The organism is Herbiconiux oxytropis (assembly GCF_024979315.1).
Classification (GTDB): domain Bacteria; phylum Actinomycetota; class Actinomycetes; order Actinomycetales; family Microbacteriaceae; genus Herbiconiux; species Herbiconiux oxytropis.
Genome location: NZ_JANLCK010000001.1, coordinates 184,706 through 207,835, shown reverse-complemented (window position 1 = coordinate 207,835; position 23,130 = coordinate 184,706). Strand labels below are relative to the sequence as shown.

The window sequence follows — 23,130 nt, the reverse complement described above, 5'->3', positions numbered from 1 at the left end:
TCCATGACCACCAGGGGCCAGTTGAAGACCGTGCACGTGCGGGCCCCCGGCAAGATCAACGTGTTCCTCAAGGTGGGCGCGGTGATGGAGGACGGCTACCACGACGTCGCCACCGCCTACCAGGCCGTCTCGCTCTACGAAGACGTCTTCGCCACCGTGGCCGACGACTTCTCGGTGGAGTTCGGCGGGCACATCGACACCTCGGGCCTCGAGACCGACGGCTCGAACCTCGCCATCCGCGCGGCCCGGCTGCTCGCCCGCACCACGGGCTTCCGTGGCGGCGCCCATCTCCGCATCGAGAAGAACGTGCCGATCGCCGGCGGCATGGGGGGCGGATCGGCTGACGCCGCGGCCACCCTGCTCGCGTGCGACGCGCTCTGGGGCACGGAGCTCGGCCGCGACGAGCTCCTGACGCTGGCCTCCGAGCTCGGCGCCGACGTGCCCTTCGCCTTCACGGGCGGCACGGCCATCGGCACGGGGCGCGGCGACCAGCTCAGCCCCGCGCTCGCGAAGGGACACTTCCAGTGGGTGCTCGTGCTGCCCGAGCGCGGGCTCTCGACCCCGGAGGTCTACCGCGAGCTCGACCGGCACCGCGAGCGGCACGCCCAGGACATCTTCCCCGCCCAGGGCCAGCCGCAGGTCGAGGCCGACGTGCTGCAGGCGCTTCGGGCGGGCGACCCGCACATGCTCGCCGAGTCGCTGCACAACGACCTCCAGGCGCCCTCGCTGCACCTGCATCCGGGGCTCGGCGCCGTGCTCGAGGTGGGGGAGGCCAACGGCGCCCTCGCCGGCATCGTCTCCGGATCGGGCCCCACGATCGCCTTCCTGGCCGCCGACCTCGATGGCGCGCTCGAGCTGCAGATCGCGCTGAGCGCGGCACGCCACCACGTCGTGCGCGTCACCGGCCCCGTGGCCGGCGCCCGCGTCGTCGGCGACTAGAACGACACGAGGGCCTTCACCGGCGCATCCGTCGACGCCGCGAGCACGCCCCGGCCGTCGAACTCGCTCGACAGCTCGATCACGACCGCGATGCCGGCGACCTCCCAGCCCGCGCGCTCCATGAGCCGCAGCGTGGCGGTGAGGGTGCCGCCGGTCGCGAGCACGTCGTCGACGATCACCACGCGGGCGCCCCGCGGCAGGCTGTCGGGGTGCACTTCGAGGGTCGCGGTGCCGTACTCGAGCTCGTAGCTCTCGGCGAGCACCTCGCCCGGGAGCTTGCCCGCCTTCCGCACCGCGAGCATCCCGAGGCCGCCGGCCACCGCGGCGGCCGCTCCCAGCACGAACCCGCGTGCCTCGACGCCCACCACGGCGTCGATCGGCCCGAAGCCCTCGATGAGCTCGTCGGCCACCGCGCGAAGCGCGGCCCCGTCGGCGAACAGCCCCGAGAGGTCGCGGAAGAGGATCCCGGGGCTCGGGAAGTCGGGCGTCTCGGTCAGACGGGAGCGGATGAGGGTGGAGATCTGGGTGTCAGGCACGGTTCAATCGTATGGGCCGGAGATTCTCTCCCGATCGTGTCGATCCGTGCATCCGCCGTTCGACGTCAGAGTAGGAGCACGCAAAGGGCGGCTCCGAGATGAGGAGAAGACGATGAAGTACATGCTGATCATGCGATCGACCGATGCGGCGAAGACCGAGTACGAGGCGGCTGACTTCGAGGAGATCATCAATGCGATGGGCGCCTACAACGAGGCCATGATGAACGCCGGCGTGCTCCTCGCGGGTGACGGCCTGGCCGACGACATGTCGAAGAACTTCGTGGTCGAGTTCGGCGGCGAGGCCCCGATCGTGACCGACGGCCCCTACGGCGAGACCCACGAACTGTTCAGCGGCTTCTGGATGCTCGAGGTCTCCTCCAAGGAGGAGGCGGTCGAGTGGGCGTCGCGAGCACCCCTCGGGGCGGGCTCCAAGCTCGAGGTGCGCCGGGTCACCGACATGAGCGACTTCGAGGGCTTTCAGGACAACGAGTTCCTGAAGAAGGAGGAGGGCTGGCGCGAGGAGCAGGCGGCGCGGTGACCGAGGGCCAGGCCGGCGAGTGTGTCGACGTCGCTCTGCAGCGACGGATCGACGCCGTCTGGCGCATCGACGGATCGCACGTTGTCGCCACCCTCGCCCGCCTCACGGGAGACCTCGGGCTCGCCGAGGACCTCGCGCAGGAGGCCGTGCTCGACGCCCTCCGCCAGTGGCCGGCGTCAGGCGTGCCGGAGAACCCGGCCGCCTGGCTCACCGCCGTCGCCAAGCGCAAGGCGATCGACGTCTGGCGCCGCCGCGAGCGCCTCGACGAGCGGCACCGGATGATCGCCCACGGGCTCGAGGAGTCGGCCTCCGGCGCCGGTGACGTCTGGGAGCCGATCTCCGACGACGTGCTGCGGCTCGTCTTCACCGCCTGCCACCCGGTGCTCTCCCGGGAGGCGCAGGTGGCGCTCACCCTCAAGGTCGTGGGCGGGCTCACCACCGAGGAGATCGCGCGGCTCTTCCTCGTGCCCGTCTCGACGGTGCAGCAGCGGATCGTGCGGGCGAAGAAGACGCTCGCAGCCGCGAAGGTGCCGTTCGAGGTGCCGGAGCCCGCGGAGTGGCGCGCCCGGCTCGGGCCCGTGCTCGGTGTCGTGTACCTCGTGTTCACGGAGGGGTACGCGGCCACGGCGGGCGACCGCTGGATCCGGGGAGAGCTCGCCGCGGAGGCGCTCCGGCTCGGCCGGGTGCTCGAGAGCCTCCTGCCGAGTGAGCCCGAGGTGCATGGGCTCGTGGCCCTGATGGAGTTCCAGGCGTCGAGGTTCCGCGCGCGGGAGCGGGCCGACGGCACCCCTGTGCTGCTCGACGACCAGGATCGGACCCGGTGGGACCGCTCGCGGATCGGCCGTGGGCGCGCGGTGCTCGCGCGCGCCGACGACCTCTCGCGGCGGCTCGGTCGCAGCCGCGGCAGCTACGCGCTGCAGGCCGCGATCGCCGAGTGCCATGCCGTGGCGTCGAGCGTCGACGCGACCGACTGGGCGAGGATCGTGCTGCTCTACGAGGCCCTCGGGCGGACCGCGCCGAATCCGTTCGTCGACCTCAACCGGGCGGTGGCGGTCTCGATGGCGTCGGGACCGGCATCCGCTCTGCCGATCGTCGACGAGCTGCGGGAGGGTGGAGCGCTCGCCGCGTCCCACCTGCTGCCGAGCGTGCGCGGGGAGCTGCTCGCGCGCCTCGGGCGCCCAGAGGAGGCCCGCGCGGAGTTCGAGGCCGCCGCCGCGCTCGCCCGCAACGATCGCGAGCGGGCGGTGCTGCGGGACAAGGCGGCCGCCGCCGGGAAGCCGGCCGGAGGCGGCGAAGGCCGCCGCTAGAGTGTGGCCATGCGCAGAGTGTTCGGGGTCATCCGCATCGTCGCGGCCGGTGTCATCATCGCGGCGATCGTGGCGCAGCTCGTGCACAGCATCGCTCTCGTGCCCGACGTGCCGCACTTCCTGGTGAACTTCTTCAGCTACTTCACCATCCTCTCCAACGCCCTGGCGGCGCTCGCCCTGCTCGTCGGCGCCTACTACTCCTTCACGGTGCGGCGCGATCCGGCCTGGTACAACCTGTCGCTCGCGGCCGTCGTGACCTACATGGCCACCACCGGCGTGGTCTACAACCTGCTCCTGCGCTCGATCTCCCTCGACCAGGGCAGCACGGTGCCGTGGTCGAACGAGGTGCTGCACCTGGTGGCGCCGATCTACGTCGTCGTGGTGTGGATCCTCACGCCGGGCAAGTCGCCGCTGAGGTGGTCGGCCATCGGGGCCATCGTCGCGTTCCCGCTCGTGTGGTCGGTCTACACGATGATCAGGGGACCGATCGTCGGCTGGTATCCGTATCCGTTCCTGAACCCGGCGCAGCCAGGCGGCTACGGCGCGGTCGCGGTCTACGTCGTCGCGATCGCGGGGTTCATCGGCCTCATGGCGGTCGTCGTCGTGGCGCTCAGCCGCACCCGCATACTGCGCGGCTGAGCGGGGTCCCAGCGCATCCGGGATCGGCGGCTCAGGCCCAGCGGGGGTCGTCGGGGTCGGGGGAGTCGGTCGCATCCGCGTCGGTCATGGGCGCCGCCCCGCCGATCCAGCGCTCGAGCTCGGCCCCGTGCAGCAGGTGCGGCCGCGGCTCGCCGAGCAGCTCCGGGCGCTCCGCCACCGCGAGGGGTGATTCGCTCGCCACCACCACCACGTTGCCGAGCGGACCTTCGTCGTCCTCGGGCTCGAAGTCGAGCACCACGGCCACGTGCGCGAACAGACCGGCGAGCGTCGCCGCCTGTCGCCGGGCGTAGTCGAACGGATGCCCGTCGAGCAGGTTGACCGCCACGACACCGCCCGCTGCCAGGCGGGCCGCGACGAGCGCGTAGAACTCCCGGCTGGCCACATGGGCGCGGATGATCGCTGCGTCCCAGAGGTCGACGACGATGAAAGCCGCGTCCTGCCAGGGCGGTGCGACCGGGGCGGCGGCGATCTCGCGGGCGTCGCCGTAGAGCACCTGGATGTCGTTCGGCTCGGGCAGCGGGAGAGCCTCGAGCACGGCATCGAGCACCTCGCGCTCGAACTCGACCACGATCTGCTGCGACCCGGGGCGCGTCACGGCCACGTAGCGCGGCAGCGTGAGTCCGCCGGCGCCCAGGTGCGCGACCCGCAGGGGAGTGCGGGCGGGCGCGGCGGCATCGATCATCCGGCCGATGTGGCGGATGTACGGGTAGGCGAGCCGGCGCGGATCCTCGAGCGAGACGACCGACTGGGGGATCCCGCCGACCGAGAGCTCGAAGCTGCGGGACGGTTTGTCGACCTGCCGGAGCTTCACCTTCCTCCGGTTGATCCGAAGCGAGAACGACCGGCGATCCGAGGGCATCCGCACAGTGTACGCGGGGCCGGGCGGGCGCCCAGCCGCGGCACGGTAGCCTCGACGGGTGGCTCATCTCCTGGGCGCTGAGGCGCTCCATCTCGAATATCCGACCAGGGTCATCTTCGATTCCGTGACCGTGGGCCTGAACGAGGGTGACCGCATCGGCATCGTCGGCCGCAACGGCGACGGCAAGTCGACCCTGCTCTCCCTGCTCTCGGGCCGCATCGAACCCGACAGCGGACGCGTGACCCGCCGCCGCGGCGTGACGCTCGGGATGCTCGATCAGGCCGACACCGTCGACTCCACGAAGACGGTGGCGCAGGCCGTCGTCGGCGACCTCGACGAGCACGAGTGGGCGGGCGATCCGCTCGTCCGCGACGTCATCGGGGGTCTCCTCGGCGACGTCGACTGGAACGCCGTCATCGGCACCCTCTCGGGCGGCCAGCGCCGCCGGGTCGCGCTCGCGGCCCTCCTCGTGGGCGACTGGGACGTCATCTTCCTCGACGAGCCCACCAACCACCTCGACGTCGAGGGCATCGCCTGGCTCGCGCAGCACCTCAAGCGCCGCTGGCCCGCGGGCTCCGGCGGACTCGCGGTCGTGACGCACGACCGCTGGTTCCTCGACGAGGTGTCCACCGACACCTGGGAGGTGCACGACCGCATCATCGAGCCCTTCGAGGGAGGCTACGCGGCGTACATCCTGCAGCGCGTCGAGCGCGACCGCATGGCGAACGTGATGGAGTCCAAGCGGCAGAACCTCATGAAGAAGGAGCTCGCGTGGCTGCGCCGGGGAGCTCCCGCCCGCACGTCGAAGCCGAAGTTCCGCATGGACGCGGCGGCCGAGCTGATCGCCGACGAGCCTCCCGTGCGCGACACCGTCTCGCTCACCCAGATGGCCACCGCCCGTCTCGGCAAGGACGTCGTCGACATCCTCGACGTCTCGGTGTCGTTCGGCGACAAGCTCGTGCTCGAGGGCGTGGAGTGGCGGATCGCGCCGGGCGAGCGCACGGGCATCCTCGGCGTCAACGGGGCCGGCAAGTCGACCCTGCTCGGTCTCGTGACGGGAGCGGTCGAGGCCACGACCGGCCGCGTCAAGCGCGGCAAGACCGTCAAGATCGCGACCCTCACTCAGCAGCTCGCAGAGCTCGAGGACGTCAAGAACGACCGCGTGAGCGAGGTCATCGGCCGCTACCGCACCTCCTACGTGGCCGGGGGCAAGGAGCTCACGCCAGGACAGCTGCTCGAGCGCCTCGGCTTCACGAGCGCGCAGCTGATGACCCCCGTGAAAGACCTGAGCGGTGGCCAGAAGCGCCGCCTGCAGCTCCTGCTGATCCTTCTCGACGAGCCCAACGTGCTCATCCTCGACGAGCCCACCAACGACCTCGACACCGACATGCTGGCGGCCCTCGAGGATCTCCTCGACTCCTTCCCCGGCACTCTCCTCGTGGTCTCGCACGACCGCTACCTGCTCGAGCGCGTCACCGACCAGCAGTACGCGGTGCTCGACCACCGCTTCCGTCACCTTCCCGGCGGTCTCGAGCAGTACCTCACACTGCGCTCCCAGGGCGCCGGTTCGGCGGATGCGCGTGCGCGCGACCGCGGCCCTGGCGGCACCTCCTCGAGCCTGCCCGCAGCGGGTGGTGGGGCTGCGGCTGCCACGACCGCGTCGGGCGCTCCCGCTCTGACCGGCGCCGAGCTCCGGAACGCCGAGAAGGAGCGCTCCTCCCTCGAGCGCAAGATCAACAAGCTCACGGGCCAGATCGACACCCTGCACCACCGCATCGCCGAGTTCGACCAGTCCGACTACGTCGGCCTCGGCGCTCTCACCTCCGAGCTCCAGACCCTCGAGGCCCAGATCGCCGACCACGAGACCCGCTGGCTCGAACTCTCCGAACTCCTCGACTGAGGCCGCTACCGATCCGGCACAGCCGGCTCGGCACTGGCGTCGCGAGAGCGCGATGCGCTCTTTCCAGCTCCAGCGTGCATCTCGATCGAGAGGCGACGGAGGAGGGTCGCGAGGCGCTCCTGGTCGGCCTTGTTGAGGCCCGAGAGGAGCTCCGACTCGGCCGCGACCAGGTGGGAGATGGCGGCGTCGACGCGGTCGCGGCCTTCGGTCGTCATCGAGACGAGCACGCCGCGCCCGTCGTTGGGATCGGTGCGCCGCTCCACGAGGCCCCGCCGCACCATTCCGTCGATGCGGTTCGTCATGGTGCCGCTCGACACGTAGGTCTGCTCGAGCAGCGCCTTGGGGCTGAGTTCGTGCGGGCCCCCGGCCCGGCGGAGCGCGGCGAGCACGTCGAACTCCCAGGTCTCGAGGTCGGCGGTGGCGAAGGAGGCGCGGCGAGTCCGTTCCAGCTGCTTCGCGAGCCGCGACACGCGCGAGAGCACCTTGAGCGGCGAGAAGTCGAGGTCGGGATGCTCACGCATCCACGCCTCCACGATCTCGTCGACCGTGTCGCGCGGATCCCTAATGCTCATCCCCCCATTATCCCCAGCCCGGGTCTGGCAGACTGGTTCATTGCATCGGACACCCGGTGTTCCGCCTTGGTGTAATGGCAGCACGACAGCCTTTGGAGCTGTTAGGTCTAGGTTCGAACCCTGGAGGCGGAGCGGGCTTCGCCGCTCCTGAACCCGGAAGAGGAACGCCATGACCGACACCCGTCTCGCCATCATCGTCCTGGCCGCCGGCCAGGGCACGAGGATGAAGTCGTCCACTCCGAAGCTCCTGCACGAGATCGCGGGGGTGCCCCTCATCGGACACGTGCTCGCCACCGCCGGCCAGCTCGACGCCGCCTACACGGTGAGCGTGGTGCGGCACGAGCGCGACCGCGTGGTCGAGGTCATCCACGACCACTTCCCCTCCTCCCTGGTAGTCGACCAGGACGAGTTGCCCGGCACCGGTCGCGCCGTCGAGCAGGCCCTCACAGCGCTTCCCGACGACTTCGACGGCGACGTGCTCGTGGTCTCGGGCGACGTGCCACTTCTGGACGCCGCGACGCTCGCGGACCTCGTCAAAGGTCACCGAGCGAGCGGTGCCAAGGCCACCCTGCTCTCGGCCGAGCCTGACGACGCCACGGGCTACGGCCGCATCGTGCGCACCGCCGACGGTATGCTCGACCGCATCGTCGAGCAGAAGGACGCCAGCGATTCCGAGCTCGCCCTCCGCGAGATCAACGCGGGCGTCTACGTCTTCGGCCTCGCCGAGCTCCGCGACCAGCTCGCCCAGGTCACCACCGCCAACGCGCAGGGCGAGAAGTACCTCACCGACGTCATCGGCCTCCTCCGCCGCGCCGGATCCGACGTGGCCGCCGTGCCCGTCTCCGAGTCGTGGCTCGTGGCCGGGGTCAATGACCGCGCCCAGCTCTCCGAGGCGGCCGCGAAGCTCAACGCACTGATCGTGCGCGGGTGGCAGCTGAACGGCGTGACGGTGCAGGATCCGGCGACCACCTGGATCGACCTCAAGGCGAGCCTCGCCCCCGACGTCACCTTGCTCCCCGGCACCCAGATCAAGGGCGCCACGAGCATCGCGAGCGGCGCGGTCGTGGGGCCCGACACCACGCTCGTCGACTGCGAGGTGGGGGAGGGTGCCGTCGTGAAGCGCACCGACGCGACGCTCTCGGTGATCGGCCCGCGGGCATCCGTCGGCCCCTTCGCCTTCCTCCGCCCCAACACGGTGCTCGACGAGGACGGCAAGATCGGCACGTTCGTCGAGACGAAGAACTCGCACATCGGCGCCGGCAGCAAGGTGCCGCACCTCTCCTACATCGGCGACACCGAGGTCGGCATCGGCTCCAACGTGGGCGCGGGCACCATCACGGCGAACTACGACGGCGTGAACAAGCACCGTACCCAGGTGGGGTCGCACGTGCGCACCGGATCGCACAACGTCTTCGTCGCCCCGGTTAGGATTGGTGACGGCGCCTACACGGGAGCGGGAACGGTCGTCCGCAAGGACGTTCCGGCCGGTTCGCTCGCGATCAACGTGGCGCCGCAGAGGAACATGGCCGGGTGGGTCGAGTCGAATCGGCCCGGATCGGACGCCGCGACGGCCGCGCGAGCAGCGGGGCCCGACGGTGCAGGGCACGAGCAGGCCGAACAGGCCGTACAGAGCGGAGAATAGGTGTCCGGAATCAAGGCCAGCGGAGAGAAGAGTCTCGTCGTCGTCTCAGGACGAGCGCATCCGAAGCTGGCGGAGGACATCGCGGCCGAACTCGGCACCGACCTCGTCGAGACCGAGGCGCGCACATTCGCCAACGGTGAGCTCTACATCCGCTACGGCGAGAGCGTGCGCGGCAGCGACGTGTTCGTCATCCAGTCGCACACCGCTCCCATCAACGAGTGGCTGATGGAGCAGCTGATCATGGTCGACGCCCTGAAGCGCGCGAGCGCCAAGCGCATCACCGTGGTCGCGCCCTTCTACCCCTACGCGCGCCAGGACAAGAAAGGCCGCGGGCGGGAGCCCATCTCGGCCCGCCTCGTGGCCGACCTCTTCAAGGCCGCGGGCGCCGATCGCATCATGTCGGTCGACCTGCACGCCGCGCAGATCCAGGGCTTCTTCGATGGCCCCGTCGACCACCTCTTCGCCATGCCCGTGCTGCTCGAGCACATGCGGAAGTCCCTCGACCCCGCCACCCTCACGGTCGTGAGCCCCGACATGGGCCGCGTGCGTGTGGCCGACATCTGGAGCGACAAGCTCGGGGTGCCCCTCGCCATCATCCACAAGCGCCGCGACCCGCGGGTGCCCAACCAGGTGAGCGTGCACGAGATCGTCGGAGACGTGAACGGCCGCGTGTGCCTCCTCGTCGACGACCTCATCGACACCGGCCGCACCATCGTGGCCGCCGCCGAGGCGCTGAAGGCCAACGGGGCCACGGGCGTCGTGGTCGCCGCCACCCACGCCGTGTTCTCCGACCCGGCCACGAGCATCCTGCAATCCGAGTTCATCGACCAGGTCGTCGTCACCGACACCCTCCCGCTTCCCCCCGAGAAGCACTGGGACCGCCTCACGGTGCTCCCGATCGCCCCACTCGTCGCCCGAGCCATCCACGAGGTCTTCTCCGACGGCTCGGTCACCACCATGTTCGACGGAGACGCCTGATGGCCGACATCGCCACCTTCACCCCCGCAGCCGGCTCGATCACGATGTTCTCGACCAGCTGGTGCGGCTACTGCGCGCGGCTGAAGTCGCAGCTCGACAAGCAGGGCATCGGCTACACCGAGGTCAACATCGAAGAGGTCGAGGGCACGGCCGAGCTCGTGGCCGCGGTCAACGGCGGCAACCAGACCGTTCCGACCGTCGTGTTCCCCGACGGCTCGACGGCCACCAACCCGTCGGCCCGTGAGGTCGCCGAGCGGATCGGCTGACCCCGTGGCCGATCGCACCCCCTGGTCGCTGTCGGGGGCCCTCCGGGGCATGTTCCAGAAGCGCACCATCGACGCCGACACCTGGGACGACCTCGAAGACGCTCTGCTGAAGGCCGACTTCGGCCCGAGCGTCACCGAGGAGGTCGTGGCCGACCTGCGCGCGAAGGTGCAGCGCTACTCCACGACCGACCCGCGCGACCTGCAGCGGATGCTCCGGGAGTCGATCGAGGAGCGCCTCTCGAAGTACGACTCCACGCTCAAGCTCACCGAGCGGCCCGCCGTGGTGCTCGTGGTCGGCGTCAACGGCGTCGGCAAGACCACGACCATCGGCAAGTTCGCCCGGTTCCTGAAGACCTTCGACCGCACGGTCGTCGTCGGCGCGGCCGACACGTTCCGCGCCGCCGCCGTGGAGCAGCTCGCCACCTGGGCCGAGCGTGCGGGCGCCGCCGTCGTGCGCCCGCAGCACGAGGGTCAGGATCCGGCCTCGGTCGCCTTCCAGACCATCGAGATGGCCAAGCGCACGGGCACCGAGATCGTGATCATCGACACCGCCGGCCGGTTGCAGACCAAGGGCGGCCTGATGGACGAGCTCGGCAAGATCCGCCGCGTCATCGAGAAGCAGGCACCCGTCGCCGAGGTGCTGCTCGTGCTCGACGCCACGACCGGGCAGAACGGGCTCGCCCAGGCGGATGCGTTCATCCAGCACGCGGGCGTCACCGGCCTCGTCATCACCAAGCTCGACGGCTCCGCCAAGGCGGGCTTCGTGCTCGCCGTGCAGGAGAAGACGGGCATCCCCATCAAGCTCGTGGGCCAGGGCGAGGGGATCAACGACCTCACGGGGTTCACGCCGCACGTCTTCGCGCAGAATCTGGTGGGTTGAGCCGGTCCCTGCCCGGCTCAACGGCAGCATGTTCGGCTCCGGTCGCTTCGCGGCCGGGGCCTCACTCTGGGTGCAGCGGGTGGGCCCAGCGGCTTTCGGGTGCGGGCGGGCCCGGCTGCCTTCGGATGCCTAGGCGCTCGCTAGGAAGTTCCTCAGGAGGGGGATGACCTGGGGGTGGCGGGGGGTGTCGCCGTGGGTGGCGGCGTCGAGGGTGTGCAGGGTCGAGTGCGGCAGGAGGCCGTGCACGTGCTCGGCGGCGCGGAGGCGCTCGGGGTCGCGCGTGCCGGCGAGCAGCAGCACGGGCATGGGGAAGGCCGAGATCGCGGCATCCGTCACGCGCACGTCGCCGTCGTTGGCGCGCATGTAGGCGGCGAGGGCGGCGCCGTCGTTCGCCTCGAAGGCCTGCCGGGTGAGCGGGTCCACGGGGTGCCCGGATGCGCGTTCCCAGCCGGCGAGGAACGCCGGCATCCCGCCGCGCTCGAGGGAGGCCACCGCGCCCTCGAAGAACACCCGGTCGAAGGCGCCGCGGCCCGTGCCCGGCGCGCCGCCGAGGCTCGTGAAGCTCGCGAGCCGCTCGGGGTGCTCGGCGGCGAGCGAGAAGCCCACGCGCGCGCCGAGCGAGTAGCCGAGGTAGTGGGAGCGCTCGATGCCCACCTCGTCGAGCACGGCGAGCACGTCGGTCTGGAAGCGGTCCATGGCATACGACGCCTCGTCGCGGGGCTTGCCGCTGCGCCCGTGCCCGCGGAGGTCGAGGGTTACCACGGGGCGCTCGGGGCTGAAGGCCTTGAGGTAGCCGAAGCCGCGCCAGATGGCCTGCGAGAGAGCAGTGCCGTGCACGAGCACGAGCGGAGTGGCCCCCGGGTCGACGGTCTCGGATGCCGGGGTCACGCGGTAGGCGATCCGCACTCCGTCGAGGGGGTTGGCTGCGGCATCCATCCCTCCACGCTACCCGCGCGAAGAGGCCGTCACGCCGCTCAGGCGACCGACCACCCGCCATCCGAGGGAAGGATGACGCCGTTGACGTTCACGCCGTCGTCGCTCAGCAGGAACGTGATCGACGCGGCGAGGGCGTCGGCCTCCACGGCATCCGGCAGCAGCGTCATCGCCTGCCGCACGCGCGCTGCCCCGAGCGGTGAGGCGAAGGTCGCCTCGATGTTCGTGATCGTGGGGCCGGGGGCGACGGCGTTCACGCGGATGCCGCTCGGACCGTACATGAACGCCGTGCTCTTCGTGAGCCCGGCCACGGCGTGCTTCGAGGCCGTGTATGCGACCCCGGCGGCCGAACCGCGGAGGGCGGCCTCGCTCGCGGTGTTCACGATCGAGCCGCCGCCCTGCCCCAGCATGGCCGGGATGACAGCGCGCATGAGCTTCATGGTGCCGTCGACGTTGATGGCGAACACGCGGCTCCACACGGCGTCGGTCACCTCGCCCACCGGTGTCATGTCGTCCATGATGCCGGCGATGTTGGCGAGGCCGTCGATCCGCTCCCCGGCGGCGGCCACGATCGAGGCGACGCCTGCGTCGTCGGTGATGTCGGCGACCACGCCCACGACCTCGGCATCCGGATGCTCCGCCACGAACTCGTCGAGGCGCTCGGCCGAGATGTCCACGGCGACCACCCGGCCGCCTTCGCGCGCCACACGTGAGGCCGTGGCGCGGCCGATGCCGGAGCCCGCACCCGTGACGATGACGGTGCGCCCGGCGAACCGGCCGGAGTCGATGCGCTCGACCCATTCGGGGCGTTCCACGGCGACGACGCCGAGCTCGGTCTCGGCGGTCTCGTCTTCGACGGCCGCGCTCGCCCCAGCGGCGTCCGCCCCTGCCACGCCGTCCGGGCTCACGCCGACGGCCTCCACCCGCGCCACCAGCTCGTCAATGATCTCCTGGGTGAACTGCCCCTTACTCAGCTTCACCAGCCGCTTCAGAGCCAGCCGGCGCACCGGCCGGAACACGTCGGCAGTCTGTCCCGACTGCGCGAGCAGCTCCCGCAGCACGGGTCCGCCGATCGGGTCGTCGAGCCAGGTCGAGATGGAGGAGTCGCCGCTGAGGCGGGTGGGGGAGGAGGCCATGGTCGGGGTTCGCTTTCTCGTCGGGAGCTACCGGACAACTCTGTCCGCAAGTAGGCTACACCCCGTGCCCGAGGTGTCGAAAGCGAATCGTGGCCCGAGTGCCGGGCCCGGAAATCGACGTGCCCTCGTGTCGGCCGCACGCGAGATCTTCGTCGACACCGGCCTCCACGCCCCCCTCAGCGCGGTGGCCAAGAAGGCAGGCGTCGGCCAGGGCAGCCTCTACCGGCACTTCCCCGACCGCGTGAGCCTCGCCGTCGCCGTCTTCGACGAGAACATCGAGGAGCTCGAAGCCCTCGAGGAGCGGCCGGAGTCGTCCCTCGATGACCTGCTGTCCCTGATCATCGAGCAGGCCCTCGTGTCGAAGGCGCTCATCGACCTCATCACGGCCGACATCGACGACCCGCGCGTCGCCCACCTCGGCACCCGCGTGCAGGCCGTCGTCGACACCCTCGTGGCGCGCGATCGGGCGGCCGGGCTTCTCGCCCCCCACGTCACCGGCGCCGACGTCATGCTCGCCGTCTCCATGCTCGCCGGGGTGCTCGGCTGGACCCCGGCCGAACGCCGCCCCGAGGTCGCCCGCCGCGCGTGGGCGCTCTTCCACTCCGCCTTCAGCGGGCCCAGCGCTGCCCCCACGACACCAGGGGCTGCAGCGACTTCATGAGGTCGGCCCCGCGATCCGTGAGGGAGTAGTGGATCTGCACCGGCGTCGTGGCGATCACCTCGCGATGCACCAGCCCGGCCTGCTCGAGCTCCTTCAGCCGCTGGGAGGCCAGTCGGTCCGAGAGGCCCGTGACCGTCGCCACGATCTCGCTGAACCGGCTCGAGCCCTGCGCCACCGCCAGCAGGATGCCCGAGCTCCAGCGCTTGCCGACCAGCTCGACCGAGCTCTGGAAGCGCCGGCACTCGGCGTCGTCGATGTGATGCCAGACGGGCGTGGATGCGGGGGAGGTCTCGATGCTCACTCACCTATCGTAAGCGGCTAACGGCGTGGTTGGTGCATCGGGTGCCCACTGCGAGCATGGAGGCATGCCCCACTACGGTCACCGTCTGCAGGTCGGAACCTTCATCACCCCGGTGAACGCGCCGCCCGAATCTGCCGTGCACCTCGCCGAGCTCGCGGAGTCGCTCGGCTTCGATCTCGTGACCTTCCAGGACCACCCGTATCAGCCGGGCTTCCACGACACCTGGACTCTGCTCACGTGGATCGCCGCGCGCACCGAACGAGTTCACCTCGCGCCGAACGTGCTCAACCTCCCGCTCCGGCAGCCCGCCGTGCTCGCGCGATCGGCCGCGAGCCTCGACCTGCTCTCGGGCGGCCGGTTCGACCTGGGCCTCGGCTCCGGTGCGTTCTGGGACGCGATCGCGGCGATGGGCGGAGGGCGGCTGACCCCGGGCCAGGCCGTCGATGCGCTGTCGCAGGCGATCGACGTCATCCGCGGCATCTGGGATGCGGGGAAGCGCTCGCCGCTGCGCGCAGGTGGCGAGCACCACAGGGTGGACGGCGCCAAGCGCGGACCCCTCCCGGCGCACGACATCCCGATCTGGCTCGGCGCCTACAAACCGCGCATGCTGCGGCTCACGGGCCGGAAGGCCGACGGCTGGCTACCCTCGCTCTCGTACCTGCAGCCGGGCGACCTCGAGCGCGGCAACGCGGCCATCGACGAGGCGGCCGTGGCGGCGGGGCGCGACCCGCGCGAGATCCGCCGCCTGCTCAACATCGGCGGCCGCTTCACCGCACCGGCTGCGAGCGGTGGGCTCCTCACCGGGCCGAGCGCTCAATGGGTCGACGAGCTGCTGCCGCTGGTGGTTGAGCAGGGAGTCAGCACCCTCATCCTGGCCTCCGACGACCCCTCCACGATGCAGCAGTTCGCGCTCGAGGTCGTGCCCGGCCTCCGCGAGGCGGTCGATCGCGAGCTGGGCGGAGACAGCCGCACCGAGTCGCCCGTGCGGCGGGCGAGTGCCGTGGCTCTTCGCCGGGAGGGGATCGACTACGAGGCGCTCCCGGCCTCGCTCGTGGCCCGTGCGGTCGAGCCGGGCGACTCCGCGTTCGCTCGAGTGCGCTCCACCTACCTCCGTGGCGGGTCTCCGGGCATCGTGCTGCAACCGCAGTCGGTCGCCGAGGTGGTCGACGCGCTCGCCTTCGCCCGCGCGCATCCGCACGTCTCGCTCGGGGTGCGCAGCGGCGGCCACGGCATCAGCGGCCGTTCCACGAACGACGGCGGCATCGTGATCGACCTCTCTCGCCTCGCGGCCATCGAGGTGCTCGACGACGAGCGGCGGCTCGTGCGGATCGAGCCCGGTGCCCGCTGGATGGACGTCGCGGCGGCGCTCGGCACCCACGGCTGGGGGCTCAGCTCGGGCGACTACGGTGGGGTCGGTGTCGGCGGCCTCGCCACCGCGGGCGGCATCGGCTGGCTCGCCCGTGAGCACGGGCTCACCATCGACCACCTGCGTGCTGCCGTCGTCGTGCTCGCCGACGGCTCGGTCGTGCGAGCGAGCGAGACTGAGAACGCCGACCTGTTCTGGGCCGTGCGCGGGGCGGGCGCCAACATGGGCATCGTCGTGTCGTTCGAGTTCGAGGTCGACGAGGTGGGCGAGCTCGGCTGGGCGCAGCTCGCATTCGATGCCTCCGAGACCGCGGAGTTCCTCGAGGGGTGGGGCGCGCTCGTCGAGGCGGCGCCGCGCGACCTCACGAGCTTCCTCATCATGGGGGCTCCCCGCCGCGGTCAGCCGGCCGTCGCCCAGACCATGACGGTGGTCGACTCACCCGACGCCGACACGATCCTCGAGCGCCTGCAGCCCTTCGCCGCCCTCGCGCCGCTCGTGCAGCAGTCGGTGCAGATCACCACCTACCCGGCACTGATGGCGAACGCGCAGGCCGGGCCCCACGACGGTCGCGGCGACCCCGCGACCCGATCGGGCCTGATCGAGCACATCACGCCCGAGTTCGCAGCGGCGGCAGAACGGATGCTCGCGACCGGTCTGGTCTACTTCTTCCAGATCCGCTCGGTCGGTGGCGCCGTCTCCGACATCGATCCCGCCGCGACGGCCTACGCGGGCCGGGCGGCCAACTTCTCCGTCATCGCGTTCGGAGCCGACCGCGAGCGGCTCGACGCCGTATGGGACGAGCTGCACCACCACTTCGACGGCCTCTACCTGAGCTTCGAGACCGACCTCAGGGCCGAGCGGATCACGGATGCGTTCCCACCCGCGACTCTCGAGCGACTGCGATCACTCAAGAGCCGCTACGACCCCGACAACCTCTTTCGCGACAACTTCAACGTGGCCTGACCGGTTCAACCTGGCCTGACCGGCTGATCCGGCACGTCGCGTCAGTCGCGCACGTCCCGCTCCTCGGCGAGCCGGCCCGCCACCTCGTCGAGCACGGCCTCGCGCCCGGCGTAGATCCCCTCGGCGCGTGGCCAGTGACTGATGACATCGGTGAACCCGAGCTCGGCAGCCCGGCCGCAGAGCTCCTCGTAGCGGTCGGCGCTCTCGAGGGAGAACACCCCTCCGGAGTCGAGCGAGAGGTAGCGGTCGAGCGTGAGCGGATCGCGCCCACCCGCCACCGCGGCCTCGTCGAGGCGCGCCGAGAGCTCGGCCACCGCCCGCCACCACTGCTCGCCCGTGAGTCCGTCGCCGCCCGTGGTGACCCAGCCCTCCGCGACCCTCGAGACGAGCGCGAGGCCCTTGGGGCCGTTGGCCGCGAGCACGAACGGCATGCGGGGTCGCTGAACGGGCTCGCCCACCATGCGGGAGTGGCGCGCCGTGTACCAGGCGCCGTCGAAGGAGAAGCCGGCGCCGACACCGACGCTCTCCGGCGCGGTCTCGCTCCCGCTCTCGAATCGCAGCAGTTCGTCGAGACCGTCGACGAACTCGGTGAACCGCTCGTGCCGCTCCCGCGGGCTCAGCGAGGCCTGCCCCAGCACGAAGGCGTCGAACCCGGTGCCGCCGCTGCCGAGACCCGCGATCAAGCGCCCCCCGGAGATGTCGTCGAGCGTCGCGAGCTCCTTCGCGAACGTCACCGGATGCCGGAAGTTCGGCGAGGCCACGAAGGTGCCGAGTCGGATGCGATCGGTCACCAAGGCGGCGGCCGTGAGCGTGGGCACGGTGGCGCCCCACGGCTCGCCCGCGAGCGACCGCCAGCTCAGGTGGTCGTAGGTCCAGGCGTGGTCGAAGCCCAGGCTCTCGGCCCGCTGCCACTTCTCGCGGGCGACGAGCCAGGGGTCTTGCGGGAGGATGACGATTCCGTGACGCATGCGCCCAGTGTGTCAGCCACCGCCGACACCCGTGCGACCCGGGCTCAGGTGCGCCGGGCGTCGGCTTCGTCGAGCTCCAGTTCCTCCGCGAGCTCCTCGCGCCTCGGGAGGGCCGCGAACGACCCGGTGGCGGTCATCGACCCGGCCATCCGGTCGCGTGGACCGAACTCCACGCGCAGCCGCCACCGTGATCCGCTGCCCACCCGCACCCGCGCATCCCGGTACACGACGAGCCACATCACCCCGAGCGCGAATGCCGCGACCCCCGCCAGGGCCGCCAGCCCGAGCGCCCAACGCGGCCCGAGCGTGTTCGCGACGGCGCCGAGCAGCGGTGCGCCGAGCGGGGTACCGCCCACGAAGATCGCCATGTACAGCGCCATCACACGCCCGCGCATCACCGGATCGGTCGTGGTCTGCACGGTCCCGTTGGCGGTCGTCATGAGGATCTGCCCGGCGAACCCGATCAGCACGAGCGCTCCCGCGAACAGCCACGCGCTCGGTGCGATGGCCGCGAGCAGCGCGAAGACGCCGAACGCCGCCGACGCCAGGAACACCAGTCGCAGCCGCGGCTTGTCGCGACTGGCCGAGACGAGGGCTCCCGCCACCGATCCCACGGCCATCACGGCGGTGAGCAGTCCGAAGCCCGCGGAGTCCAACCCGAACTCCACGGTCGCCATCGTCGAGGTGAAGATCGGGTAGTTGAAGCCGAAGGTGCCCACGACGAACACGATCAGGAACACGATCACGAGGTCGGGCCGTCCCCTCACGTACCGGAACCCCTCGAGCAGCTGCCCCTTCGCCCGGGGCGCCCGCACGGCGGGAACGAGCCGGGACGGTCGGATGAAGCGCAGCGACACGAGCACGGCCGCGAACGTGATCCCGTTCACGATGAACACCCAGCCGGCCCCGATCAGCACCACGAGCACGCCGGCGATCGCCGGCCCGATGGTGCGTGCCGCGTTGAACGACGCGGAGTTGAGCGCCACGGCGTTCCCCACGTGCGCGCCCGAGACGAGCTCGGAGACGAAGGTCTGCCGCACCGGGGCGTCGATCGCCGAGGCGATGCCGAGCAGCAGGGCGAATGCGTACACGATCCACAGCTGGGCGAACCCCGTCACCACGATCACGCCGAGACCGAGCCCCAGGATGCCCATGGCGGCCTGGGTGGCCATGAGCGTCCGCCGGCGGTCCAGCCGGTCGGCGATGAGTCCGGAGAAGGGCACGAGCAGCAGCTGCGGCCCGAGCTGCAGAGCCATCGTGATGCCCACGGCAACGGCGTCGTGGTCGGTGAGCTCGGTGAGCACGATCCAGTCCTGGGCCGTGCGCTGCATCCAGGTGCCGATGTTCGACACGAGCGCGCCGGCGAACCAGATGCGGTAGTCGATGCTCGCGAGCGAGCGGAACATCGCGCTCATGCTCTCGCCGCACTCGTAGTTATCATCTGCTAACTAGTATCGCACGGGACCCTTGGAGCAGGCCGTACAGCAGGCGCCCCGCCCGAGCGAATAAACTGGCTGCACGATGGCTACTTTTGGAAATCTCTCGGACAGGCTCGCCGAAACCTTCAAGAACCTCCGCACGAAGGGCAAGCTGAGCCCCGCGGACGTCGATTCGACCGTTCGCGAGATCCGCCGCGCCCTGCTCGACGCCGACGTCGCGCTCGAGGTCGTGAAGGAGTTCACGGGCAAGGTGCGCGAGCGCGCCCTCGGCGACGAGGTCAACCGGGCGCTCAACCCGGCTCAGCAGGTCGTGCAGATCGTCAACGAGGAGCTCGTGCAGATCCTCGGCGGCCAGCAGCGCCGGCTCGAGTTCGCCAAGCGCCCGCCCACCATCATCATGCTCGCGGGCCTCCAGGGTGCCGGCAAGACCACCCTCGCGGGCAAGCTCGCCAAGTGGCTCGCGAAAGACAACCACACTCCGCTCCTGGTCGCCGCCGACCTCCAGCGCCCCAACGCCGTCAATCAGCTCCAGGTCGTCGGAGGCCAGGCGGGCGTGCCCGTCTACGCGCCCGAGCCCGGCAACGGCGTGGGCAACCCCGTACGCGTGGCGAAGGACTCGATCAAGTTCGCCATCGACAAGCAGTACGACACCGTCATCATCGACACAGCCGGCCGTCTCGGTGTCGACGCCGACATGATGAAGCAGGCTGCCGACATCCGGAAGGCCGTGAGCCCCGACGAGGTGCTCTTCGTGATCGACGCCATGATCGGTCAGGACGCCGTGGCCACGGCCCGCGCCTTCCAGGAGGGCGTCGACTTCACCGGCGTCGTGCTCACGAAGCTCGACGGCGACGCGCGCGGTGGTGCCGCCCTCTCGGTGGCCTCGGTCACCGGCCGCCCCATCATCTTCGCCTCCACAGGCGAGACGCTCGACGACTTCGAGCCCTTCTACCCGGACCGCATGGCGTCCCGCATCCTCGACCTCGGTGACATCCTCTCCCTCATCGAGCAGGCCCAGTCGGCCTTCGACGAGGAGGAGGCGCGCGCGGTCGCCGAGAAGTTCGCGACCGACTCGTTCACGCTCGACGACTTCCTGAAGCAGATGCAGCAGCTCCGCAACGTGGGCAGCATCAAGAAGATGATGGGCATGCTGCCTGGTGCCGGCGGCCTCAAGCAGCAGCTCGAGAACTTCGACGAGAAGGAGATCGTGCGCACCGAGGCGATCATCCAGTCGATGACCAAGGCCGAGCGCGCCAACCCCAAGCTGCTCAACGGCTCGCGACGCCTCCGCATCGCGCGCGGTTCCGGCATGACCGTCACCGACGTCAACTCCCTCGTGCAGCGATTCGAGCAGGCCTCGAAGATGATGAAGACGGTGGCCAAGGGCGGCATGCCGAACGTGCCGGGCATGGGCCCCATCCCGGGCGCCGGCTTCGGGGGCGGCCGTGGCAAGCCGCAGGCCAAGAAGAAGAGCGGATCGCGGTCGGGCAACCCCGCGAAGCGCGCTGCGGAGAACGCGGCGCGTGCTTCGGGGGAGAAGCCCGCTGTGGCGGCCGGCACCTCGGGAGGCGCCGGCTTCGGCCTCGGCTCGAAGGCTGCCGACGGCACGCCGAGCCCGAGCCCCGAGGAGCTCGAGGCGCTGCAGCGGTTCCTCCGCTGAGACAGGGCCTCGGAGGTCCTGTCACGCGGCCCGTCGCCGTGCCTATGCTGGCACCATGACGACTCCTTCCCGCCCTGTGCGCATCGGCGTGCAGATCGCACCCCAGCACGCCGAATACCGTGCCATCCGCGACACCCTCGCCGCCCTCGAAGACCTGGGCGTCGACATCGCCTTCAACTGGGACCACTTCTACCCGCTCTCCGGCGAGCCCGACGGCCTGCACTTCGAGGGCTGGACGATGCTCGCCGCCTGGGCCGAGCAGACCTCCCGGATCCAGTTCGGTCCGCTCGTGACCTGCAACAGCTACCGCAACCCCGAGCTCCTTGCCGACATGGCCCGCACAGTCGACCACATCAGCGCCAAGAACCCCGGCGACGAGGGACGGCTGATCTTCGGCATCGGATCGGGCTGGTTCGAGCGCGACTACGACGAGTACGGCTACGAGTTCGGCACCGCCGGTCAGCGACTCGATGCGCTCGGCGGCGGCGGCGAGAAGAAGACCCTCCGCATCGTGGCCGAGCACGCCGACATCTGGCACTCCTTTTCCGACGTGGAGACCCTCGAGCGCAAGCTCGTCGTGCTCCGCGAGTGGTGTGACAAGGTGGGGCGCGACCCCTCCGAGATCGAGGTCTCGACCGGCACGATCAGCTCGCAGACGAGCGACCGCGCCCTGCTCGATCGTCAGCTCGAGGCGGGCGTCACCCTCTTCACCCTCGGCATCTCCGGCCCCGACCTCGACCTCTCGGGAGCGAAGGAGCTGTTGGCGTGGAGGGACTCTCTCTAGCTGCTGTGCGGGTCGTGCTGCGCGCGACCTGAGCCGGCCGCGCGCAGCACGACCGGCTCAGCAGCTAAGACACCCCGTGCCGGAGCTCTTTGGTGAGCGAGGCCACCACCGCCCGCAGGCTCCCGCCGTTCTGCTCCGCCACGCGGAGCTGGCGCTGGTAGCTGGCGCCGTGGTCGAGGATGAGGTTCACCTGGTCGAGCTCCGCCGCGCAGCCGAGCCGCTCGGCGACCGGGGCGAGGCGTTCGAGTTCGCCGCGCACCGCATCCGTGACCAGCTGCTCGTCGCCGGCGGCGTTGAGGATGATCTCGGCCTCCATTCCGTAGCGCGCCGCCCGCCACTTGTTCTCGCGCACGAACCAGGGCTGCATGGTGGGCAGCTCTTCGCCGTCGTCGAGACGCTGGGACATGTCGTCGACGAGGCACTGGATGAGCGCGGCGACCGCGCCGATCTCCTCGGGGCTCGACAGCCCGTCGCACGCCCGCATCTCCACCGTGCCCCACTGCGGGCTCGGCCGGATGTCCCAGCGCACCTCGGTGTGGTCGCTGATCACCCCCGTGCGGATGAGGTCGTCGACGTACTCCTCGTAGTTCGCCCAGCTGCCGAACTGATACGGCAGGCCCGCGGTGGGCAGCTGCTGGAACATGAGCGCCCGGTTGCTCGCGTACCCCGTGTTGACACCGCCCCAGAACGGGCTCGACGCGCTGAGGGCCTGCAGGTGCGGGTAGTAGTTGAGCAGGGAGTTGACGATCGGCAGCGCCTTCTCGCGGTCATCGATGCCGACGTGCACGTGGATGCCCCAGATCATCATGTTGCGACCCCACCACTGGGTGCGGTCGATGAGCTTGTGGTAGCGCTCCTTGTCGGTGACGGTCTGCTCGAACCACTGGCCGAACGGATGAGATCCCGCGCACATGAGCTCGACGTCGAGCGGATCCGTGATGGCACGCACCTCGGCGAGCTGCGCCTGCAGGTCGTCGACAGCATCCGCCACCCGGTGGTGCACGCGGGTGACCAGCTCGACCGTGTTGAGGAGCAGCTCGCCCGTGATCTGGGGGTGATCGGAACCGCCGGCACCCTGCAGCGCCTCGAGCACGTCACCCGCGACCGAGACGAGATCGCCGGAGCTCTGCTCCACCAGAGCCACTTCCCACTCGATGCCGAGAGTGGAGCGTTCCGACTCGGTGAACCTGATCTCCATGCAAAGCCTTCCCAGAATTACCGCATCGAGCGCGTTATCTGTCAGAATAGCCAGTCGAGTCTGTTCTCGCCCGACCCTCTAATCAGGCGGACAGATTCCCTTAGAGCTTTTGCCGAGTGTGCCCCCACGCTCACGGCTGTCAGTTCGCCCACCTAATAGATCACACAGGAGAATTGTGGCTGTCAAAATCCGTCTGAAGCGCCTCGGCAAGATCCGTGCGCCCTACTACCGCATCGTCGTCGCCGACTCGCGCACCAAGCGCGACGGTCGCGTGATCGAGGAGATCGGTCAGTACCACCCCACCGAGGAGCCCTCGGTCATCAAGGTCGACTCCGACCGTGCGCAGTACTGGCTCTCCGTCGGCGCCCAGCCGACCGAGCAGGTCGCCGCACTCCTGAAGCTCACGGGCGACTGGGGCAAGTTCAAGGGCGACAAGGACGCGGTCTCGACCGTGCGCGTCAAGGGCGAGAAGGAGGCCTTCGTGGCCGACGAGAAGAAGAAGCCCGTGCTGAAGCCCAAGGCCGAGAAGCCCGCCGTCGTCGAGGCCGAGGCTGCTGCCGACGCCGAGGCCGCCGCGGCGACCGACACCGAGGCGAACGAGGCGGCCGTCGAGGCCACCGAAGACGCTGCAGACAAGGCCTGAC

General features: G+C 70.4%; 23 protein-coding genes and 1 tRNA gene. 15 read left to right on the top strand and 9 right to left on the bottom strand.

Annotation, left to right across the window (positions count from 1 at the left end; translation table 11 throughout):
* Nucleotides 1-3 precede the first annotated feature (3 nt).
* Nucleotides 4-939, top strand: coding sequence for a 4-(cytidine 5'-diphospho)-2-C-methyl-D-erythritol kinase (locus tag N1028_RS01025; protein WP_259524886.1), 936 nt, complete (start codon nucleotides 4-6; stop codon nucleotides 937-939).
* On the opposite strand, the gene N1028_RS01020 is transcribed toward N1028_RS01025, so the two are convergent.
* Complete coding sequence (locus tag N1028_RS01020) at nucleotides 936-1,475, bottom strand: adenine phosphoribosyltransferase (protein WP_259524885.1); 540 nt, start codon at nucleotides 1,473-1,475, stop codon at nucleotides 936-938. The genes N1028_RS01025 and N1028_RS01020 overlap by 4 nt on opposite strands.
* A gap of 112 nt (nucleotides 1,476-1,587) precedes the next feature.
* On the opposite strand from N1028_RS01020, the gene N1028_RS01015 reads away from it, so the two are divergent.
* Genes N1028_RS01015 through N1028_RS01005 form a run of 3 tightly spaced genes read left to right on the top strand, consistent with a single transcriptional unit; the run spans nucleotide 1,588 to nucleotide 3,959 of the window.
* Nucleotides 1,588-2,013, top strand: a complete 426-nt coding sequence (locus N1028_RS01015; protein ID WP_259524884.1) for a YciI family protein — start codon at nucleotides 1,588-1,590, stop codon at nucleotides 2,011-2,013.
* Nucleotides 2,010-3,320 (top strand): RNA polymerase sigma factor, encoded by a 1,311-nt coding sequence (locus tag N1028_RS01010; RefSeq protein ID WP_259524883.1) that lies wholly within the window; start codon nucleotides 2,010-2,012, stop codon nucleotides 3,318-3,320. Before N1028_RS01015 ends, N1028_RS01010 begins: the two co-directional genes overlap by 4 nt.
* Before the next feature lie 9 nt (nucleotides 3,321-3,329).
* The gene (locus N1028_RS01005; protein WP_259524882.1) at nucleotides 3,330-3,959 is read left to right on the top strand and encodes a Pr6Pr family membrane protein; all 630 of its coding nucleotides are present in this window, start codon (nucleotides 3,330-3,332) and stop codon (nucleotides 3,957-3,959) included.
* 31 nt (nucleotides 3,960-3,990) lie between these two features.
* Here N1028_RS01005 and N1028_RS01000 read toward each other — a convergent pair whose 3' ends face one another.
* The gene (locus N1028_RS01000) at nucleotides 3,991-4,839 is read right to left on the bottom strand and encodes a spermidine synthase (RefSeq protein ID WP_259524881.1); all 849 of its coding nucleotides are present in this window, start codon (nucleotides 4,837-4,839) and stop codon (nucleotides 3,991-3,993) included.
* A gap of 58 nt (nucleotides 4,840-4,897) precedes the next feature.
* Here N1028_RS01000 and N1028_RS00995 point away from each other — a divergent pair, with 58 nt between their 5' ends.
* Nucleotides 4,898-6,739, top strand: a complete 1,842-nt coding sequence (locus N1028_RS00995; RefSeq protein ID WP_259524880.1) for an ABC-F family ATP-binding cassette domain-containing protein — start codon at nucleotides 4,898-4,900, stop codon at nucleotides 6,737-6,739.
* Between the two features lie 5 nt (nucleotides 6,740-6,744).
* On the opposite strand, the gene N1028_RS00990 is transcribed toward N1028_RS00995, so the two are convergent.
* The gene (locus N1028_RS00990) at nucleotides 6,745-7,311 is read right to left on the bottom strand and encodes a MarR family winged helix-turn-helix transcriptional regulator (protein ID WP_259524879.1); all 567 of its coding nucleotides are present in this window, start codon (nucleotides 7,309-7,311) and stop codon (nucleotides 6,745-6,747) included.
* Nucleotides 7,312-7,371: 60 nt separating this feature from the next.
* Here N1028_RS00990 and N1028_RS00985 point away from each other — a divergent pair.
* The 5 genes from N1028_RS00985 (at nucleotide 7,372) to ftsY (ending at nucleotide 11,077) form a co-directional block, all read left to right on the top strand.
* Nucleotides 7,372-7,443, top strand: a tRNA-Gln gene (locus tag N1028_RS00985).
* Between the two features lie 37 nt (nucleotides 7,444-7,480).
* On the top strand, nucleotides 7,481-8,953 hold the full coding sequence (glmU, locus tag N1028_RS00980; protein ID WP_259524878.1) for a bifunctional UDP-N-acetylglucosamine diphosphorylase/glucosamine-1-phosphate N-acetyltransferase GlmU: 1,473 nt from the start codon (nucleotides 7,481-7,483) through the stop codon (nucleotides 8,951-8,953).
* A complete protein-coding gene (locus N1028_RS00975; protein WP_259524877.1) occupies nucleotides 8,954-9,931 on the top strand; it encodes a ribose-phosphate diphosphokinase in 978 nt (325 codons plus the stop codon). It begins immediately after the preceding gene.
* Nucleotides 9,931-10,197: a mycoredoxin gene (locus N1028_RS00970; RefSeq protein ID WP_259524876.1), complete on the top strand. Its 267-nt coding sequence runs from the start codon at nucleotides 9,931-9,933 to the stop codon at nucleotides 10,195-10,197. The genes N1028_RS00975 and N1028_RS00970 overlap by 1 nt, the downstream gene beginning before the upstream one ends.
* A 4-nt stretch (nucleotides 10,198-10,201) precedes the next feature.
* Nucleotides 10,202-11,077, top strand: a complete 876-nt coding sequence (ftsY, locus tag N1028_RS00965) for a signal recognition particle-docking protein FtsY (RefSeq protein WP_259524875.1) — start codon at nucleotides 10,202-10,204, stop codon at nucleotides 11,075-11,077.
* A gap of 129 nt (nucleotides 11,078-11,206) precedes the next feature.
* Here ftsY and N1028_RS00960 read toward each other — a convergent pair whose 3' ends face one another.
* Nucleotides 11,207-12,013: an alpha/beta fold hydrolase gene (locus N1028_RS00960; protein WP_259524874.1), complete on the bottom strand. Its 807-nt coding sequence runs from the start codon at nucleotides 12,011-12,013 to the stop codon at nucleotides 11,207-11,209.
* A 38-nt stretch (nucleotides 12,014-12,051) separates the two neighbouring features.
* Complete coding sequence (locus tag N1028_RS00955) at nucleotides 12,052-13,146, bottom strand: SDR family NAD(P)-dependent oxidoreductase (protein ID WP_259524873.1); 1,095 nt, start codon at nucleotides 13,144-13,146, stop codon at nucleotides 12,052-12,054.
* A 127-nt stretch (nucleotides 13,147-13,273) separates the two neighbouring features.
* Between N1028_RS00955 and N1028_RS00950 the strand changes: the two genes are divergently transcribed.
* On the top strand, nucleotides 13,274-13,807 hold the full coding sequence (locus N1028_RS00950) for a TetR/AcrR family transcriptional regulator (RefSeq protein WP_259524872.1): 534 nt from the start codon (nucleotides 13,274-13,276) through the stop codon (nucleotides 13,805-13,807).
* Here N1028_RS00950 and N1028_RS00945 read toward each other — a convergent pair.
* Nucleotides 13,755-14,108, bottom strand: a complete 354-nt coding sequence (locus N1028_RS00945) for a winged helix-turn-helix transcriptional regulator (RefSeq protein ID WP_259524871.1) — start codon at nucleotides 14,106-14,108, stop codon at nucleotides 13,755-13,757. The two genes, N1028_RS00950 and N1028_RS00945, sit on opposite strands and share 53 nt — an antisense overlap.
* Before the next feature lie 64 nt (nucleotides 14,109-14,172).
* Between N1028_RS00945 and N1028_RS00940 the strand changes: the two genes are divergently transcribed.
* Nucleotides 14,173-16,437 (top strand): LLM class flavin-dependent oxidoreductase, encoded by a 2,265-nt coding sequence (locus tag N1028_RS00940; RefSeq protein ID WP_259524870.1) that lies wholly within the window; start codon nucleotides 14,173-14,175, stop codon nucleotides 16,435-16,437.
* 41 nt (nucleotides 16,438-16,478) lie between these two features.
* Here the strand turns inward: N1028_RS00940 and N1028_RS00935 are convergent, their stop codons facing one another.
* Entirely contained in the window at nucleotides 16,479-17,405 is a 927-nt protein-coding gene (locus N1028_RS00935) for an LLM class flavin-dependent oxidoreductase (protein ID WP_259524869.1), read from the bottom strand.
* Between the two features lie 44 nt (nucleotides 17,406-17,449).
* Nucleotides 17,450-18,820 (bottom strand): MFS transporter, encoded by a 1,371-nt coding sequence (locus N1028_RS00930; protein ID WP_259524868.1) that lies wholly within the window; start codon nucleotides 18,818-18,820, stop codon nucleotides 17,450-17,452.
* A 106-nt stretch (nucleotides 18,821-18,926) separates the two neighbouring features.
* Here N1028_RS00930 and ffh point away from each other — a divergent pair, with 106 nt between their 5' ends.
* Together ffh and N1028_RS00920 are read left to right on the top strand one after the other, a co-directional pair.
* Nucleotides 18,927-20,504 (top strand): signal recognition particle protein, encoded by a 1,578-nt coding sequence (gene ffh / locus N1028_RS00925; RefSeq protein WP_259524867.1) that lies wholly within the window; start codon nucleotides 18,927-18,929, stop codon nucleotides 20,502-20,504.
* A gap of 55 nt (nucleotides 20,505-20,559) precedes the next feature.
* Complete coding sequence (locus tag N1028_RS00920) at nucleotides 20,560-21,288, top strand: LLM class flavin-dependent oxidoreductase (protein WP_259524866.1); 729 nt, start codon at nucleotides 20,560-20,562, stop codon at nucleotides 21,286-21,288.
* A 64-nt stretch (nucleotides 21,289-21,352) separates the two neighbouring features.
* Here N1028_RS00920 and N1028_RS00915 read toward each other — a convergent pair whose 3' ends face one another.
* A complete protein-coding gene (locus N1028_RS00915) occupies nucleotides 21,353-22,486 on the bottom strand; it encodes a glutamate--cysteine ligase (RefSeq protein ID WP_259524865.1) in 1,134 nt (377 codons plus the stop codon).
* 175 nt (nucleotides 22,487-22,661) lie between these two features.
* Between N1028_RS00915 and rpsP the strand changes: the two genes are divergently transcribed.
* On the top strand, nucleotides 22,662-23,129 hold the full coding sequence (gene rpsP, locus N1028_RS00910) for a 30S ribosomal protein S16 (RefSeq protein ID WP_259524864.1): 468 nt from the start codon (nucleotides 22,662-22,664) through the stop codon (nucleotides 23,127-23,129).
* The last annotated feature ends 1 nt before the right edge of the window (nucleotide 23,130 follow it).